This window comes from Verrucomicrobium sp. BvORR034 (assembly GCF_000739635.1).
Classification (GTDB): Bacteria; Verrucomicrobiota; Verrucomicrobiia; order Verrucomicrobiales; family Verrucomicrobiaceae; genus Verrucomicrobium.
On the sequence record NZ_BATQ01000179.1, the window covers coordinates 71,793 to 91,497 of the forward strand.

5 protein-coding genes are annotated in these 19,705 nt (G+C 61.8%); all 5 read right to left on the reverse strand.

The features are described from left to right. Nucleotides 1-3 precede the first annotated feature (3 nt). The 5 genes from BV034_RS36610 to vccA are packed head-to-tail and all read right to left on the reverse strand — an operon-like array spanning nucleotide 4 to nucleotide 19,012. Entirely contained in the window at nucleotides 4-11,907 is an 11,904-nt protein-coding gene (locus BV034_RS36610; protein WP_265593690.1) for an autotransporter-associated beta strand repeat-containing protein, read from the reverse strand. A 50-nt stretch (nucleotides 11,908-11,957) separates the two neighbouring features. Continuing rightward, nucleotides 11,958-12,653, reverse strand: a complete 696-nt coding sequence (gene vccD, locus BV034_RS31755; protein ID WP_050030962.1) for a Verru_Chthon cassette protein D — start codon at nucleotides 12,651-12,653, stop codon at nucleotides 11,958-11,960. Further along, the gene (gene vccC / locus BV034_RS31760) at nucleotides 12,650-13,723 is read right to left on the reverse strand and encodes a Verru_Chthon cassette protein C (protein WP_050030963.1); all 1,074 of its coding nucleotides are present in this window, start codon (nucleotides 13,721-13,723) and stop codon (nucleotides 12,650-12,652) included. Before vccC ends, vccD begins: the two co-directional genes overlap by 4 nt. 29 nt (nucleotides 13,724-13,752) lie before the next feature. Then, the gene (gene vccB / locus BV034_RS31765; RefSeq protein ID WP_050030964.1) at nucleotides 13,753-14,304 is read right to left on the reverse strand and encodes a Verru_Chthon cassette protein B; all 552 of its coding nucleotides are present in this window, start codon (nucleotides 14,302-14,304) and stop codon (nucleotides 13,753-13,755) included. A 19-nt stretch (nucleotides 14,305-14,323) separates the two neighbouring features. Then, nucleotides 14,324-19,012 (reverse strand): Verru_Chthon cassette protein A, encoded by a 4,689-nt coding sequence (gene vccA / locus BV034_RS31770; protein ID WP_265593691.1) that lies wholly within the window; start codon nucleotides 19,010-19,012, stop codon nucleotides 14,324-14,326. Between the last annotated feature and the right edge of the window lie 693 nt (nucleotides 19,013-19,705).

Sequence of the window (19,705 nt, forward strand, 5' to 3'; positions counted from 1 at the left end):
AACTCAGACGGAAATTTTGACGCGGGCGGAACGGCGGCGACGGAAGATGACGGACCCCAGCGCCAGGAACAGCAGGCAGAAGCGACCGGGTTCAGGAGCCGACACAAACACTACCCCGTGCTCGCCGAACAGGCTGGTGTCCCAGCGCATGTTGGCATCGGAGAGCGTGGGCAGGAGAAGGTCCCAGTCCGTGCTCCACACACGGTCCGAACCGGAGGCGACGAGGTTCAATGTGCCCCAGTCGATGAGGTTGAAGACGTCTCCAATCTGGAACTCGTAACCGTTGAGGTTCTCGAACAGGATCTGGGCTCCAGCCTCCAGCGTCAGCTCGCCGTTCACGATCAGCTGACCGTGATTGCCTGCGGCATTGACGTCATAGGACGTGGAGATCAGATTCTCGTTTCCGGCCAGGCTGAAGTAGCCGGCGGTGTTGGCCCCATGGGTGTTGATCCAGGTGGCCAGACCCGCGTCGTGGTAGGTTGCACCATAAGAGGTTGTCCCCAGCACCACGCGAGGCATCGCAGAGGCCTCGGGACGCGTCAGTACCAAGTTGCCATCGATGGTCAGGGTGCCCAGCCCTTCACTGAAGCCACTGTGATCCCTCTGACTGATCTGACCGGAGCCTTTGACCACCACGTTACCTGTGATCGTGCCGTATCCACCGAGGGTGCCCCCCGTGACATTGACGACCGGAGCCGACACCGCGAAGGAATTCACGACCAGATGGCCGGCTTGCACATTCACCGCACTTGCGCTGAAGGAAGCACCGGAAAGGGTGGTGGTGCCGGAACCTGCCTGGGTGAAGGTGCCTTCACCGGAGACGTCCTGCATCACCTCGATGTCCGCAATCGTCTTGACCACGAGTTCTGCATTTTCGGCGATGCTGATGTTCCCGTTGCCCAACCCGGCCGAAGTCTGACCATCGCCCACCTGGAGGATGCCTTCGTTCACGTCCAGACCACCGACTGTGGACAGACCCCGGACCAACACCTGGGTGCCGGCCCCCTCCTTGATGAACTTCAGCATCGAGCCGCTCTCTGAAATCGAGCCCGCATAGGAGTAGGTCTTGCCATTCGCCACGTTCACCGTGAGCGAGGCATCCATGCCGGAGCCATCCTCGATGAGCGTTCCCGTAGCGGTGCCGACCAGGCCGCCAATGGTTTCAGACTGCCCGTTCAGGCGGAAGACGCTCGTGCCGTTGAGCGTGATCACGGAGGTGTCCTTGATCTGATGGGAGGCCTTCAACATCAGGATGCTGTTGTTGTTGAGGATGACGTTCCCGTTGATGGCATGAACCGGACTCCCTTCCGTGGAAGTGGTCTTGTTCAGATGCAGCGCTCCGGCGTTGATGGTGGTGTCACCGGTGTAGGTGTTGGCCTGGGTGCCGCCCAGCACCAGGGTGCCTTCACCGCTCTTCACAAGATTGCCCTGCCCTGCGTAGAAACCTTCGTCTTCGTTCAGGGCTTCGCCCGAAACCACGCCGTTCAACTCCAGAGATGCCCCTGCCGCGGTGATGCGGAACTCCCCGCCGCCGGAGAGCAATTGCACGGCCCGGGTCGTTGTCGCCGTGGTGCCGCCGGTGTACTCTAGAAGACCGTTGTTCAGATAGAGGCCATTGCTGCCCCCGGTGGAGTTGCCCAGATTGCTGTCTCCGGTGTCGGAGATCTTCGACACGGAAATCACACCCCGGGAGCCGCCACCGGCCTGACCATGGATGTAGGTGCCACCCGTATAGGTGTTGTTTCCTGTCAGGATCAGCGAGCCTGTACCGGATTTCGTCAGCGCCGTGGCGCCGCCGTTGTTGGCGATGATGGATTCAATCGTCAACGCGGCCGAGGCATTCTGGATGATGACCAAATCCTTGCCCGCGGCCCCCACCAGCGTCCCGCCAGTGATTTTGGTCGCGCCAGCTCCAGTCACCAGCAGACCGCCCGTGTTGAGCGTCAGCGTATTGCCCGTGCCAATCGTGACCGTGGCGGCGGCGGTGAGGCGCAGCGAGTTGATCGTCTGAGTGCCCACCCCCGATGCGCTGGCACCGAGACTGACGTTCTCCTCCGCCGCCCAGTTGGTGGCGGTGGTGCTGGTTTCATAGGTGCTAAGTCCCGTGATGTTGGTGACAGACCCGTTGGTCGAGCCAACTGCCCAGGTGTTGCCGCCGTAGGTGGCATAGCCCCCCAGGATGCCGTTCACATTCACGGAGGTGGTGGTGGCGAGCGCGCTGGAAGTGGAGACCACGTTCAGGGTCGCTCCCACTGAACGGTTCACTCCGTTTAACGCGAACACCAAGGCCGAATTGCTGGAGCGGAGTTCGGAGTTGCCGGCCTCGAGATAAAGTCCACCCGCGATGTCGAAGGTGTTTCCGTTCACCGAGCCAGCGCTGGAACCGTTGCGGTTGATGGAGCCGCCACGCAGGACCACTCCTTTGGAGTCAGATGTCTTGTCCCAGAAGTTCAAGCCCGTATTGGTGAGCACATAGATGAAGTTGTGCCCAGACGCATCATTGAAATAACCCATGTCCGCCGACCCGGCGAACTGGATGCTGGATTGCTTCGCGTACAGGTTCCCCAGGTTGGCCATGGTGCCGTCGAAGGTGAGACCGCTGGTCCCGATCTTCGTGATGCTGTGACCTCGGGCATCAGATCCGCCAGTCTCCACGTCGAAGCGTCCACCGCTGGAGTTCAACGTCACATCCCCATCAAGGAACAGGTAGCCGAAGCCGTAGTTCCACTCCTCTGCGGAGTTCTTTGTGATAACACCCAGACCGTCCACCCCGTGGCCCGAGATGGTGATGTACTCGGCGTAGGCAGCCCCCAGACGCGGCATGTCGGAGACGTCCAACGTTGCTCCGTCATGGACGATGGTCCCGTTCCCCGCGTTGCCCAATGCCCCCAGAGCGTTGGCATTGCCGATTCTCAGGATGCCCTGCTCCACAATGGTCTGGCCGGTGTAGGTATTGTTCCCGCCCAGGGTCATGGTGCCGGTCCCGGTCTTGGTCACGGTGACGGCACCACGCAGGCTGCCGTAGAAATTGCTGCTGGCATTCCCCTCCCCGATGGTCAGGCTCGCCGCCGCCCCGAGGTTCTCCACCACCCCGGTCGTTGCATTCGCATCGCTGCCAAGCCTGCCCAGCACGAGGTTTTGACCGTTGAAGTCAAATCGCCCGGCGTTGACCAGGAGGTCGTTGCCCGCAGCGAGCGCAGCCCCTGTCGCCAGCGTGACTTTGCCTTCATGCACGGCAAGGCCGCCGGTGAAGGTGTTCTGGCCGGAGAGCACGAGATTGCCCTCACCGGACTTGGTCACCCCCACTGCCTGCGTGCCGTTGTCGGTGATGTTCGCTGAAATCTCCAGTGTGAAAGCCTGGCTGGAGTTTTGATAGATGATCAGCTCCCCACCCTGCTGGGTTCCGGTACCGGCCGTGAGTGAGCCGTTGGCGATGGCCGAGTTGTAGTCGCCGCTCACGATGATGCCGCCCGACTCCACCCGCAGCGCGTGACCGCCGAGGTTCAAGGTTTGACCCGCCCCTGACTGCGCCACATTCAACGAGTTGATGTTGCGGTCTGCCGTGAGCGTCTGGCTGGCGGTCGTCTTGACGTTCTTGTCAAAGGTCCAGCCCGACTCCCCGCCGGTGTGGTAGTCTCCGTCATCGAAGGAGACCACCCCGTTGTCGCCATACTTGGCAAAGTTGTCACCGACGGTCATCCAGGCAGCCAGCATGCCGTGATCCAGCATGTCCTCGGAGAAGTTGCCGACAAAGATCTGATTGCGGTTGTCCACCCCGAGGCCCGTGCCAGAGAACTCCAGCAGACCACCATCGAGGCGCTGCAGGGAGGACAACATGAGGGTGGAGGTCCGGCCGGAAACCGCCTGGGACGAGGAAATCACGTTTGAGCCGGCGGTGATCTGGACGGTGCCCACTGTCTCAGAGTAGTTCCCGGCCCCATCGTGATTGAAGTCCAGGGTGCCGCCGGACATAAGCACGGTGGCGGCGTCATTGAGGCGGTCGCCCTGGGCGGCACCGCTGGCATTGGTCAACCGCAGGACGGAGCCCTCTGCCACGGTGATCCCGCTGGTGCCTGAGATGCGGCCGCCGGAACCAGCCAGCTCCAGCACGCCCCCGCGGACGACGGTGGTGCTGTTGTAGCTGTTGTCCCCGGTCAGGGTGAGTTTTCCCGAACCGCCCTTCACAAAGGCCAGCCAGCCCTGGCTGCCGTTGCGCATGATGCCGCTGAAGACGTGATCCGTCGTGTGGTTGACCGTCAGGGTGCTGAGGCTTCCTGCCGTGCCGCTGCCGTTCTCGATGATGCCGGCTCCCCCGGTGCTTTCAATGGCCCCAACGGTCTCGGAAAGGCCCATCAACTGGAACACACCTGCACTGGAACCCGTACCTGCGAACGAGAGGACCGTGCCAGAGTCCGCGATCTGGTTGGACTGCGCGAGGCGCAGCACCGCACGGGAGCCGCCGGTCCCGATCTGAATACGGCTGTTGGCCGCGATGGCATTGACCCCCGCGTTCTTACCAAGGCGCAATTCACCCGACTTCACGGTAACTCCACCGGTGAAGGTGTTGGCGGAGCCCCCGGTCAGTTGCACGATGGACGTGGTGTCCTCACCCGTGATGATCAAGGCTCCCGCGCCGCTGATGACGCCGGAGAGGGTCAACGTGCCGGCCCGCGAGGTCACCTGGGAGTTCGAGGCCAGGCTGATGGTGCCGGAGAAGGTGTTGTTTCCTGAGTTGTTGCGCAGCACTCCGATGGGATCCACGCCGATGCTGTAGCCGTTCCCGTTCAGCACGAGGTTTTCCGCCACGGTGATGCCGCCGCGAACCTCCAGGGTGGCCCCTCCGGTGACCTGGGTGTTGCCCGCGGTCGTGCCCAGAGCCTGGGCGTTCCGGATGTCGAGCACGCCTTGCAGGACAGACAGGTTGCCGGTGAAGGTGTTGGCCCCTGAGAGGATCAAGCGCCCGGAGCCAGCCTTGGACCAGTTCGTGCCCGCGATGACAGCGCTGATGGTGGAGCCGAAGTCCGCCTCATACGCGTGATCTGTCTTCACCCAGCTTCCTGCAGCAAGATTCAACACACCAGGAGCCCCTGCGGCACCGGAGATTTCATAGTACTTGGCTGCGCCCGTGCCCGTCCCTGACTTGAAGGTGATGTCCCGCACGGTGATGCCGCCGGGGTTGTTGATCTGCACGTTGGCCCCGTTGCCGGTTCCCGTGCCGAAGATGACGTTCTCATTGCCATTGGAGGCAAAGGTCACATTGGAGCCGCCGCTCACCCAGTGATTGTCCGCGGTCCACGTCCCCGCTCCGTCCTGGGCTCCTGCAGTTGATGTATTTGCATCCCAGATCAGGTCGTTGGAGCGCACCACGATGGTGCCATCCACGCCCAGACGGCTGAGATCCCAGTAAGTGTTCGCCCCATCAGCGAGACCGAGGAGGGCCATGTCCAGCGAGAGATAATCAAGATGGCGGTTCTCCATCCAGATGCCCCCCCAGTCGATCAAAGTGAGAGCTTCCTCCACCTGCCAACCGTAGGAGGCCATCGCACCACCGTTGTTGAGCACCAGGCTGCCGCCCAGATTCACCTCCGCATTGCCCAGGAACTTGATCTGGTCCACCGAGGTCGCGCCCCAGACGTCCAAAGCAATGGTGCCCTGATTGGTAAGTCCCGCGTTGAACGTGAGCGACTGAGCACCAGTTTGCCCGAAGGTGCCCACGCTGATCAATCCACCGGCATTGACGACAGTATGGCCACCGATGATGCCGTTGCCAGACAGCGTGCCACCGCTCGATACCGTATGCAGGCCGCTTCCGGTGCGCGCCGTAGAGGTCGCGGCCGTGCCCGCGCCGATCTGCAGAATGCCCTGCTGGATCTGGGTGGTGCCCGTGTAAGTGCTGGCCCCGGTCAGGATCTGGAGGCCCGTGCCCACTTTGACCAAGGCCACCGTGCCCGTGCCCGTGCCGGCATTGTCCCGAATGATGCCCTGGTAGCCGCTGCCGGAGCCATAGGTGGAGCCGTTGGCCCCGCTGCTGGCATTGCCAGAGCCGACTGTGAGAACAGACACGCCAGTGCCGCTGTTCTGGATGATGCCGCCGGTCGAGGAACTGAGAAGGAGCCCCACCGTCTGGCTGGTGCCGCCGAGATCCAGGATGCCGTTGGTCACGCTCAGGTAACCTTGAGAGGCCCCCAGCTTGCCCGCACCGCTCAGACGCAGCGTGCCCGCCGTGATGGTGGTGCCGCCAGTATAGTCGTTGGTGCCGTTGGTGATGACCAGCGTGCCCGCCCCATCTTTAAAGAGCGTGCCCTGGCCCCAATACCAGCCTTCATCCGACGCGAGCGCCTCGCCCGTGATCTTCCCACTGAGCGTGAGCGTGACGTTGGCCGCATCCACCTGGAAGCGTCCCCCGCCTGAGAGCAGGTGAATGGCGCGGCTCGTCTCTGCATTGCTGCTGCTGTTGGTATAGCGCAGACGACCGTTGTTCAGGTACAGGGCATTGGAAGCCGAACCCAGATTGTCATTGCCGGAAGTGGCGAGGGAAGAAACACGAACCTCCCCGACGCCGCCGCCACCCGCATCCCCGTTGATGTACGTGTTGCCAGTGTAGGTGTTGGTGCTCCCGAGAACCAACGCCCCGGCACCTGACTTGGTCAGGCCGGTGGCACTTGCGCCGTTGTTGGCGATGATGGAGTTGATGGTCAGGATGTTTGTCGTGTTGTTCTGGTGAATGACCAGATCTCCACCCGTGCCGGCAGATCCCACCAGCGTCCCGCCGTTGATATTGACCGCGTTGTTTCCTACGGTCGAGGTCACCAGGATGCCACCGCTCTGCAGCGTGTTGATGCCGCTAAGTGACAGGGTCACCGCTGCCGCCTGGTTGAAGCGGAGGGAATTGACTGTGAATCCGGCGCCCGGCGTCTGGTTCGAGGTGGTGACATCTACGTTGTTACCCGCGGCCGTGAAGGCGCTGGCATAGTCGGCCGTGGCCAGACCGGTGATAACATTCGTCTTGCTGCCCACGGCCGTGGCTCCGGAGTTCACCGCCCAGGTGTTCTTGCCGTAGGTAAGGTACCCGCCAATGATACCGTTGGTGTTGGCCGTGGTGGTGGTCACCATGGCCGGAGTGTTGTTTCCGGTCAGACCAGAAGTGTCTTGAACATTCAATGTTCCTCCAGTGGAACGATTGATTTCATTCAACTGAAAGATCATGTGGGAGGCGCTGTGACGGATCTCCGAGTTGCCGGCACCGAGCACCAAGCCTCCGGTCATATCGAGGTACATATTCTCAGCCGACTTCACATCAACAGTACCCGTGCGCAAAAGTGCGCCACCATTGAGCACAACCCGCTTGCCAATGATGCTGCTTCTTTGCCAGAAACTCATATAAGCACCGGAGTTGATGACCGCCGACGTGTTGGCCGAGCCGAAGTTAGGCGACTGCATCATATACTGGCCGGCCTTCACATAGACGCTTCCCATGTTGTTGAAGCCGTCCGTCGTGAAATGGCCGTTGCCAACCAAAGTGATGGCAAAGCCACCAGCATCACCGTTGACGTTCAGGCGACCGCCAGCTGATTTACCAATGGTCACATTGTCACGCAGATAGAGGAACTGCGGGGCACCGGTGAACCAGTTCGTGCCAGTGTTCAAGACAAGGGAGCCCAACCCGTCCACGCCGCGTCCATAGAGCTCGATGCGCTCCTGGGTGTTGCTGGTGAGATCGGCATCCACCACCGGGGAGAGATCCAGGGTCGCGCCGCTGCGCACGACGACGCCGTTGGTGAAGTTGGTGCTGGTGCCAAAGACACTGCGAGAGCCAATGGCGAGGATCCCCTGGTCCACAATGATCTGGCCGGCAAACGTGTTGGTCGTGGAAGTCAGCAGCAACCGTCCGTCGCCCGTCTTGGTGAAGGTGCCGGAGCCGGTGAACCCGGTGGCATAGCTGAGGTTCTGGCCGTTGGTATCCACCACCGCGCCACCCGCGCCGATCGCACCGAAGCGGGAGGAGAAGTCGTTGGTGATGCCCATGGCATGCCGCAGCGTGCCGCCGTCGAAGACAATGCTGCCGGCTCCGCCCATGCCGAGCCCGCGGGTGGATCCCACCTCCAGCACGCCGCTGAAGAGGGTCACATTGCCCGTGAAGGTGTTGTTTCCCAGAACAGTCAGCGTGCCTGCGCCCGCCTTGGTGAAGCCGCCGATGCCGACCATTGAGGCACTGATGGTGGCATCCGTGTTGGCAGTGATCCAGCTGTTGGCGGAGAGGGTGATCGCCCCGGGTCCGTCGATCGTGTAGGTGCCGCTCCCGGCATTCTGGAAGGTGATGTGGTTCACCGTCACGCCTGAGGCCGCCACGGAGACCGTGCCTGCTGCGCCGCTGCCGGAGCCGAAGATCACGCTGCTGCCGTTGACGAATGCCACATTCGCCGCGGTGGTGGGATTCCACCAGTGGTTGTCTGTCGTCCAGACACCGCTGCCGTCCTGGGCACCAGAAGTGCCGGTGTTGGCATCCCAGCGCAGGGCTCCGGCGAGGACGTCCTCCATGATGCGGATCACGCCTGTGCTCTGGAAGCGGCCAAAGTCCCAGATGAGGCCGTCTCCCAGTATGCCAAGGGAACCCAGGTCAATGTTGGAGAAATTGACGTGCCGGTTGGCCAGCGAAACGGTGCCCCAGTCGATGAGCTGCAGGCTGTCACCCAGCTCCCACGCGGTGAAAGTGGACTGGTTGTTGAGGATGAGGCTTCCGTTGAGGTCGATGGACGCGTCCGTGTTGAACTTCAATCTGTCAGACAGGCCTTCGCCCCAGACATCGAGACTGATGATGCCGTCGTTGAGGAAAGAGCCGTTGATCGCGAGGATCTGGGCGGCGGTCTGTTCAAACGTGCCGACGGAAAGGATGCCGCCGCTCTGCACATGCGTCAGTGAGGTCGCCGAACCAACGGTGCCGTTCCCGGAGAGGGTGGCCCCGGCCCTGACCGTGGTGCCGCCCGCGCCCGCCACAGCCGCGCTGCTGGCGCCCGTGCCATTGCCCACCTGGAGCGTGCCCCGGGTCACGTCCGTGGCACCCGTGTAGGTGTTGTTTCCTGAAAGGATCTGCAATCCGGTGCCCGTCTTCACCACGGAGAGCTTGCCGGAGGTGCCATCCTCCAGCACGCCTGCGAAGCCCACCCCCACACCCCACAGCGGGCTGCTGCTGCTCACGTTGTCCGCCCCGATGGTGAGCACCGATGTGCCCGCACCGCTGTTCCGGATGGAACCGCCAGCGCCTGAGAGCAGACCCACGGTCTGGCTGGTGCCGTTCAGTTCCAGAATGGCCCCGGCGCTCATCATCACCTGGGAATAGTACCCATTCCGGCCGCCCAGCTTGCCCGCGCCTGCGAGACGAAGGGTGCCGGCGCTGACGATGGTGGAGCCGGTGTAGTCGTTGTCACCGCTGGTGAGCACCAGGGTTCCAGAGCCAACTTTGTTCAGGTTGCCCTGCCCGAAGTAGAAGCCCTCATCGCTGGCCAGGGCCTCCCCGGTGATCTTGCCCGAGAGGGTGAGAATGCGGCCACTGGTCTGGACATCAAAGGTGCCACCGCCGGAGAGGAGGTTCACCGTGCGACTGGTGGTGGCATCCGTCGTCGTATTCGCATAGCGGAGGACGCCGTTGTTGAAGTAGATCTGGTTGCCGGTGCTGCCCAGGTTGTCGAAGCCGGACGTCGCCAGGCTGGTGACGGAGAGGATGGCCTGCCCGGTGCTGCTGCCACCACCGGCGCGACCGTTGATGTAGGTGTTGCCGGTGTAAGTGTTGGTGCCGGAGAGCACGAGCATCCCGTCCCCGGTCTTGGTGAGGGCAGTGGCACCGCCGTTGTTCGCGATGATGGCGGAGATGGTCAGCGTCTGGGAACTGTTCTGGTGAATGACCAGATCCTGCCCGGCCGCGCCGCGCAAGGTGCCGGCCCCACCGATGGTGGTGGCCCCGCTGCCGGTGACGAGCAAGCCGCCCGTGTGGAGGGTCAGCGTGCGCGAGGCGTCGATGTTGACGGTGGAGGCGGCGGTGAGGCGGAGCGAGTTGATCGTGAGGTCGCTGGCGATGGAGGTGGTCGCATTGCCATTCAGACTGACGTTCTTCGGAGTGGCATCTGCCCACGCCGTGGGATCAAGGCTGGTCTCAAAGGTGGTGAGCCCGGTCACGGTCCCGTTGGCCGCGTTCGTGGCATTCACCGCCCAGGTGTTGTTCCCATAGATGAAATAACCACCGATGATCCCGTTGGTGTTGGTGGTGCTCGTGGTCACCAGCGTGGGGTTGCCCAGCTGCGGAGTACCGCCCACCGTGCCAGAGGTGGAGAGCATGGAGGTATCCTGTACATTCAAGGTGGCGCCGATCTGCCGGTTGATCGTGTTCAACTGGTACACGACGTAGTTGTACGCGCCGATATTGTTACGGAACTCCGAGTGCCCGGAGGCCAGGTTGAGCCCGCCCCGTGCCGTCAGCAGGCGACCAACTGAGGTGGCAGCCGTGTTGCGGCCCGTTCTGGAGATGTAGCCGCCATTGAGAGTGATGCCCTTGTCCCCGTCCGCACCGCGTTCCCAGGAGGAAACACCCGCGCCCGAGTTGATCACGAGAGCCCCGGTGTTATTTCCAAAACTGGAGCCTCCATGGAAGCCGACCTCGGCCTGCTTCACATACACATTCCCCAGATTGTTGAACGAGCTGTCCATCTGGAAGGAGCCGCTGCCAATCTTGGTGATGCTGTAGCCATTGGCCTCGGAGGTGCCGTCGATGTCCAGACGGTTCCCAAAGGTGCCAATGGTGGTGTGTCCGGTGAGGGTGAGGCCTGAGAAGCCCGGGTCCCAATCGGCGCTGGAGTTTTTCACCAACGCGCCCAGGTTGTCCACACCGCGTCCGGTGAGGGTGATCGGTGCTGTGACGGTGGCGACCGTGTCCACCAGCCCGGAGATGTCGAGCGTGGCCCCGTCATTCACGACGATGCCGCCAGTGGGGATGAAGTTATTGGTAAAACCCGTGCCCGCCGCCAGGGCGAGGACACCCTGCTCCACGATGATGGAGCCGCCAAAGGAGACATCTCCGGCTGAGGCCCTCAGCGTCAGCCGGCCCTCGCCCGTCTTTGTCAGGACACCGCTGCCCACAAGGCTTTTCTTGAACGTGATGTTGTTGCCGTTGGTATCAATGATGCCGCCGCTGCCCGCGATCTCCGTGATCCTGGTGGAGAGATCCACCGTGATGCCTGAGCCATACCGGATGCCGCCGCCGGCCAGGGTGACGTTGCTGAGCCCCAGACCCCGGGTGTTGCCAAGGTGGATCCAGCCTTCGCTCACCGTCGTCGCGCCGGTGTAAGTGTTCGCATTGTTCAGGTACAGGGTGTTCGTCCCCATCTTGAGCAGTCCGCCTCCGAAGAGCATGTTGCCGGGCAGGTTGCCGGAGAGGACCGCATCCACCACAATGTCTCCCGTGGCAGTATCCCACGTCTGGTCCGTGGAATCCAGCGCTTCCGGGTTCAGGTCCAGAGTCAGGCCTTTGGCAAAGTGCAACACTCCCGACGAATAGTTCGCGATGTACCCCCCCTGAATTTCCAGCGTGCCCGAGCCGCCGATGTAAGTCCCGTTCCCCAGGGTCTGGTAGAGCTCATTGATCACCACGGTCCCAGCCACGTCCAGGCGGTTCACGTCCGGAGTCTGGAAGAAGACGGTGCTCCCATCCACCCAGCCAGAGGGGGCAGCGGTGCCGGGACTGTCCGTGCCCTGCCACACATTCGAGTTCCACGGCACGACGGTGGTGGAGGGGGTGGGACCGTTGAGCCCGGCGGCATTGGTTGCGTCAAAGTACCGCTCCTGCCCAAACATCGACGGCAGCGGACAAGCCTGGATGGCGGCAATCAAGAGGAGCGATTGAAGGGGACGGAAACTCATGGGGAATCAGCAGCGCAAAATGAGAAAATCGATGAAACAATTCGGAAGGCTCAAGGACGGTAGGTCCTGGTTCTGCCTGTGACCGGATCAATCTGGATGGTGAAGTAGTTGGGAGGGGCGACGCCGGCTCCTGCTTCAGTGAGCGTGCGCTCGCCTCCCAGCGTGAGAAACGCCTGGGCGAGCGAGAGGTTGAGATTGGTGGAACCGTCCGGATAGAAAACGACACGATGATAGGTGGTGCCGGCGCCCTTGGAGGCCCAGGGCTCCTCCGTGGCGTTCGTGCCAGCCCCCTGCAGCAAGGGCGAAAGCGTACCGGTCAGGCCGACCACGCTGCCGTCGCCGAAGTACTCAGGCCCCTCGATGGCCTTCAGTCCGAAGTTCGCCGCATTGGGGTCTGATTGAAGGAAGAGCTGGTAGCCCCGCACTGCGGAGACGCCGTTGTAAGTATAGGTATAGAACCGCACTTCCACCGGCTTCTTCCTCGAAACAGCCATCTGCTGGGCGAGCGAAAGCTTGAAGGACAGGCTCGTGCCGGAGTTCGTGAGCTGGCTGGCCTCCATCGTGCCGAGGATGGACGGGGTGGCGATGAACAGCAGCATCCCGATGATGGCCACCACGACCAGCATCTCCACGAGCGTAAAGCCCTGACGCCACGCGCGACGACGGCCCGAGGCGGCTGAACCGACAAATACCTCCTGGGCCCGGGGCACAGGAGGCATGGCAACCTGGATGGTGTTTGACGTCATAAGTTCTTCCACTTGGCATTGCGGAGGGCCACGGCCGAGCTGAACACCCGATAGGTCAGCTTGTTCGCCACCAGGGACGCCTCCAGTGAGTTGAGATCATTTTCAAAGTTCGCGACATTCGTAAAGAGGTTGGAGGGAATAACCGAAGGTGCGTTGGCACCAACCGTCTCCTCCAGCTTCCGGGCCGAGGCTTCGTCAATGGCCACCAGGGTGACGGTGACGATGGGTGGCAGCATGTGCTGGGTGCCCTGGGGGTCCGTGTTGCCGCCGCCCACGACGACCTTCGTCGAATCGTACTCATAGTTGGGGGCGATCCAGGTGGGATCACCGCCCCCACCGGCGAGGTTCTCCTTGGCCACCCGTGGGGAGATGATCAACGCCATGATGTTCTCGGCGACGGGTCGGGTGGCTGCGCGATAGGTCCCGGAGTCTGCGGCAGTCACGCCTTGACTGAGCGCGTCTGCGAACCACAAACCTGAATCCACGGAGTACACGCTGTTCTTCTCGGAGGCGGGACGATACTCCATGAGGCGGTACCGGTTCCGGTTGATGGTGACATGCGGAGGACGCCACCCCAGATCTGAGCCATAGGAAACAAAGTACCCACGGCCGCAGAGCAGATTGGTCATGCCATCATAGCCGGTGCGATTGCTCACCCCGAGGGCGGCCTGGAAGAACACGCTGTGCAGCGGGGTGGTGGAGGCATCGCCACCGCCCAGCAAGGTCGCCGACCTGCCGGTGATGAACTGCAGCTCTGACTTGCGCACGTAGGACTGCGGCGCGTCTGTCTTGTCGCTGGGCACCGTGGTGCCGTTGCTGTAGAGATAGGTGGTGTAGGGGTTCAGTGTGGCCTGACGCAGATTCTGCGTGATGGCCTCAAAGGCGACCCGCGCCTCCCGGAACTGCTCGGCTCTGGCGCTGCCTTGAGTCCAGGTGCGCTGGGTTTCCGTGATCACCTGTGCGGAGACCACCATGATCATCGCCAGCACGGTCATGGACACGAGCAGTTCCACCAGGGTGAAGGCCCGGGGCTGGCGTCGGAAATGGAGTGGGGAGGAAGAACGCAACATGGCCGGTGGCAATGCCTTCAGTGTTTCCGTCAAGGAAGTCCCATGTCAGGGATCAGCAGGGCGTTGTAGCTCACGTTGCGCGGCAGCGAGTCCGGGGCCGGGAAGGCGAAATCCTGGTCCGGGGTCTGCGCGATGAAGACCAGCGCGCGCTTCATGTACTTCTCCTGTTGTGAGGTGCCCGAGGTCAGCGGGAGCTTCACTTCCATGGCGTTCTGCGGAGGCAGATACACTGAGGCGACATAGCTGACGAAGGCTCCGGCGTTGATCTCGGATGACTGGATCTCCACCCCCTGATCATCAAAGTATCTCCGCATGCCACTGGTTGTGCCATGACCAGTCCAGTTCAGGTTCTGCCACGGCGTGGAGGACAGTTCGCCGGAGATGAAGTCCACAATCCGGGTCTTGGCAGCCATCTCTGCAGAGCGGCGGGAAAGATCCAGCCCATGAGGGAGCAGCCCCAGCAAGGAGACGAAGCCGCCAGCAGCAATGGCGAGGGCGATGGTCACCTCTGCCAGGGAGAAGCCCAACCGGCGACGGCGGGCTTGCTTGGTGGAGGACAGGGCTGGAAGGACAGCGTTCATGGCGACGGGGGGTTGGGGATCAATCAAAGCTCTTCTGGGAAAGGATCCGGAAGCGGTGGTAGGCATCCAAAGGCTTCCGGGTGTTCTCATTCATCATGATGGTGGCGCTGCCCTGGGCGTAGTCGCGCTGCGAGACCGGCAGTGCCGCCAGCGCATCCACATCCAGATAGCGCTCAATCACCGCGGAACCGCGATACTCACCCGTAACGAGGTCTGCGCCATCGACGTACTTGGCGGGGTCTGAAGAGCGGCTCTTCCGAATGACTTGAGTGCGGACATAGACCTGGAAGGTGTTCGACCGGGTGGTGAGCTTCGGATAGAGGTTGGCGTAGGGCTTCTCCTTCAGGTTGTCGGCCGTGGGTGCATGATCCCGCCAGAACTTGGAAATGGAGCTCGTGGAGGTCTGACTGAGGTTGGCTGTCAGGGTGTTGGCCCAGATCACCGGCACCGCCGTGTCCGTGTTGGAAGCGCGCTTCGGCAGCAGGAACATCTCACAGATCTGGGAGGGGGACAGGAACGAGAAGCCGGAGCGGAAACGCTCATCGAAGAGGGCGAGTGTGGCATCTGCATCCACCGAGCGGTGCCAGTACAGCCCGTCACTTTCTTTCCTGAACCAGGTCTCAGTCTGACCGGCTGGGGGAGAACCAGGACGGGAGAGATACTTGTCCGTGTCTGCCTTCGGCAGGGAGTGGATCATCTCCCCTTTCATCGCCGCATAGAGACCCGTGGCACGGCGGATGTGGCGGAAGGGCACCATCTGGTAGTTCATGTTGATCTTGCCAGAAGTGGAGCCTGGCTCACTGATGGCGTAGGGCTCCACCACGGGCATCCAGAAGAAGTCCATGAAGGCGTAGTCCGGTGGGAAGGTGCCGCCCATGGCCAGCACCTGCTGCTTGCCACCGCTGGGGTTCGTGACCTTCATGCTCGCCGGTGCGCCGAGGTGCGGACGCTCATCAGAACCGGCGGGGACGGTGCGATGCAACTGCGGACGGAAGAGCAGCGTGCGCCAGCCTTCCCGCTGCTCGCCCGGGCCAGCCCCGGTGCCCTGGTGCACACCGGTGGGCAGTGAGCCCAGCATGCCCGGGGAGGACACTTGACGGTTCGGGGAAAAATACGTGGAGCCGCCCGTCCAGGAAATCCAGGTGTGCGAGAAGTAAGGCACTGCCTTGTAGGACTTGGCGGTATCCATCCAGGTCACAAAGGAGTTTCCTTCATCCGGTTTGTTGATGTAGGCACCGTCCTCCATGTTGGTGATGCCGCGATCAAAGTCGCCGTACTTGCGGATGGACTTCAGCGCGACGCGCTGCGAGTCGGTGCTGTTGGCCGGGAAGGGAATGTCCGGCCGCCAGTTGTCTGGGTAGGTGGCTCCGTCAATGAAGCGCCGTGTCACTGCCTGATCAGTGCCCAGGTCGCGGCCCGGGCCCGCATTCATATTCGCGAGCACCATGTTGTGAGCTAGTGGCTGCTGACCGTAGTAACGATGCGGCACGAACTCACTGGCGGGCACGTCATAGCGCCCCATCACCAGGCGGGGGTCTCCATGGCCGACGACAAGTGACTGGATGGTGTCTTCTATGACCGCGAAGTTCCCGCTGCGACGTCCGTTGAAGTCCGTGGCGTCAGTGACCCGGCGGAAGCGGCCGCCCAGCTCCACGTTGCCGGTGTTGTCCACGTTCGCATCGGCATTGGGGGGAACTGCCAGTACGCCATCTTTGTCGCGGCCCAGGGCACCATCGACATGGAAAGACCACCAGTACGGCGGCGGCACCATGTACCGTGTGTCCCAGGTGCCATCCACGCGCTGCTTCGTATAGGGGGCCTGAGTCTCTGTCACGAGACGGGGGGCGGGCAGGCTCCCGGAAGGGAAGTCGAAATGGAAGACCTGATAGGTCTGGCTCGGTGCCGTGCCACCCGTGGCACGCAGCGTCACCTTCACATTGCCTCCGTCGAACGGAATGATATCCCCACCAGGTCCGGAGGTTGGGATGTCAAAATAGTCGCTGATGAGATCATAGCGATGACCGTTGGCGATGTTGCCTGATTGCTGAGTACCTGTGTACCCCACGTCGGCCGGCATGCTGCCAACGCCGGGCAGCTTCCGCCCTCCCAGGAAGCCACGGAAGGAAGTGGTGCCACCGCGCTGGTAGATTTCATAGGCGCTGTTGATCTGGTTCCAAGGCTTGATGACGATGACGCCCGGACCTTTGCCCTGATCCTTGGTGAACATCTTCTTGCCGCTGATCGACAGAGCGCTGGCATCCACCTCGATCTCATAGTCGGGATTGATGAGCGACCAGCCGGCGCTGGGGACAAACCACTCCAGCAGGAACGTGGCCTGCACGCGCTTGTGATAGTCCGGCAGCGGCTTGTTGCGATCCAGGTTCCAGTTCCAGTAGTGCGCTTTGTAGCCGGGGTGGTCAGGATTGTCTCCCGCGATGTCCACCTGGAAGGGACGGTCCTTTTGGTCCGTGGGGTATTGCTCTTTGTAGAAGCCTTTGCTGGGGTCAGCATTGGTGGGGTCCAGCGGCGGGAAGTTTGAGAACCAACGGGGCACATCATCCCACGGGGCCACCTTGTGGTTCGTGGGCTTGTAGGGGGAGGCCGGGTCCACGTCAGCCACATTGAAATCCCCCGCCTCCATGGACTTCTTCAGCGCGCTCTCCCCACCCGCGCGGTCCGTGCTCTGGGCGCAGCAGATGAACTGCATGGCGGCCTCACTGATGGTCGCGAAGCGGCCCATGCCACGGTAAACATCTGAACCCTTAGGCAGGACGGTGGGCACGACCTGCCCGTGGCCGGGCCAGCTGCCCATGCTCACCTGACCCACGTCCCCGGAGTTCTTGCCCACGCGCATGGGCGTGAAAGTCTTGGAACGCAGACCGCCGGTCGCCGAGTAGGCGGTGAGACGTCCGCCCGGGGCTCCGGTGACGGCGGGCGAGTCGGTGCCCAAAGCACGCTCTGCAATGGAGTCATCGTAGAGATTGGTGCTGCGGATGTAGTCGAAGATCTCCACCAGTATCTGCTGGCGGTTGTCACCGTACTTGGTGACGAAGGTCTCTCCATTGGGCGAGAATCCCGGCACCGGACGGTCCGTCATGGCCATCAGATAGTTGAAGAGCTGGTTGTTGCGGGTGATGCCGCTGATCTCTGTCTGCGAGTTCGAGTTCTGACGGCGGAAGTAATACTCCGAACCCGCGATGGTGGAGGAACGGGCGATCAGGCGGTCGAAGACGGTGCGATACTCCTGCTCCTGAGCAGTGGAGAGGGAGTTGTGCAGCGGCCACATGGCGATCTTTGGCATGCCATAGGGGTTCATCTCCGGCGACTTGCTGTTGGTCGTCATGAAGAAGCGGAGCCGCTCCACCACATCCGCCTTGGTCATGCCGGACCAGAGCGTGGAACCACCCAGATCAATCTCCCGGCGCTCACCGCCATCGATGGCACTGCGCAGCAGGAACTCATCCACGGTGGCAAAGAGCCGCTCCCGCAGGGCTTGTTGGACGTTGGCAAAATCGGTGGGCGAGAAGTCCCTGCCCAGTGGCACGGGCACCGAGCCCGCCTGGGAGCCTCCTGGCAGGATCTTGGGCATGAGGTCATAGATGGCCTCCTTGATTTGCAGAGCGTTATTGAAGGCACCCGTGGGCACATCGCCAGAGCCCGTCGTGCGAGGCGGATTCATCGGCACGTTGGGGAAGAGCACGGTGCTCATCGCCACGGTGGCAGGATGCCCCGGGTAGCGCTGGTATTCATACATCATGGGCTGGAACCTTGCCCAGTCCCCGTCCCACTGGTGAAACATCCGGGGCGTGTCCCAGGAGGTCCCTTCCCCGGCCGTGTTGATGTTGATTTTGCAGCTCTCGTCATCCGCCCAGAAGGCGATGCGAGCCACGATGGGGTTCGCCCGGGTTGCCGCCTCGCCACCTGCTCCGCGGAAGACTTTGTCGTTGTCCAGCGTGCCCAGCGTCCCATCCTGCAGCACAAAGATCCAACGCACCGGCATGGGCAGGCGCTGGTCGTCATCAGACGTGTTGCTGTTGGCAGACAGAACCACACCATTCAGCAGGTTGCCCGTGGTGCTGTCGCCCTTGGCGTTGTTGGTGTAGGAGAAGCCTTCCACGGACTTCGACTTGGCCCCGGAGGTGGTTCCCGTCACGTAGGCACGGGGATCGATCACCGGAAACAGGATCCGTCTGGACCCCGGCGTGGCTCCTTCACGGATGACTGGCTCGTTCAGATCCACCCAGTTGGACTTGTCCGTATCCCAGCTCAGCGGCGGCGTGTCACCCGCGATGGCAAACAACGTATTGGCCTCGTCTGCGTCCGTGTCAGCGCTTTCCAGGTCCATCTTGTCACTGGAGTAGAGCTTGTGCGCCGTCAGCAGACGCCCGTTTTCACGGTACTGCCGCGCCATGCCGGGCTGGCTGGTCCAGAGCTCCCGGCCGTCTACGGTCTGGTTCTGCTGGGTGGCCTTGACGAGCTGGGAGATCACCACATTCACCGCCACGTCCGCCTTTCTCCGGGCCTCCGTGCCATCTGAATAGGCAGCCGTGGAAGTCATCTCCGTCTGCGTGGTCGAGAACAGTGCCAGCACCAGCACCGTCGCCAGAGCCAGAAGCATGACCACTGTGATCAATGCGATACCACGCCTGCCGCGAAGACGCCGGGAGAGTGCAGGACGGAAGTTGGAAAGATCTGAGCGGGACAACATGGGACATGAACCGGCCATGCGTCACCATTGTGGCACGCCCGGTGGCTTGAGATTGATGATGCTGGATGACGGACGTTGTCCGTCCGTTAGTCGGGGCAGCGGGAAATACGTTCCACCGCTGCCGCATCGGCAACTGACCCGTATAGGGTGCCACTGGATCGCTGGATGGGGGAGTTCATGTCTGGATGAATACGATGTATTGGCATCCATTTCTTTCAGAGAATCATTATGGAGACAACCGCTTTTTTGTAACACAGCCCTCGCACTAAAGATTTTGTTATGGCAGCGAACTCTTTCATCAATCCCTCTTCAATTGCATCACGGTAACAACATCGCGGCCTCATGAGACATCTGCTATATGGAGGCATGAGAGAAACCCTCCCGGATGCAGACTCCTTGAACCTTCTTTCATCCAATTGGCTAAAATACAGACTCATGCGCACAACATTTTCCGTATTCCACTCATGATCAGATGATTGCGAAATGCATTTCTTTTGCTTCTTACGCCGGGTTCAAGTGTATTACCTGATCATTTGCCAGGTTCGTCCGCGTTGCATGCAAACTTGCAACGGCTTTGCGACAGTTCTCCTGGGTTCGAGGGTTGTTTCCTGCTCTTTGCGAGCTTCGAGTTACATCTTCAGAATGACTAAGCTGCTTCTTTAGTCTCCTCTAAGCAGCGCTTTCGGCAGCATT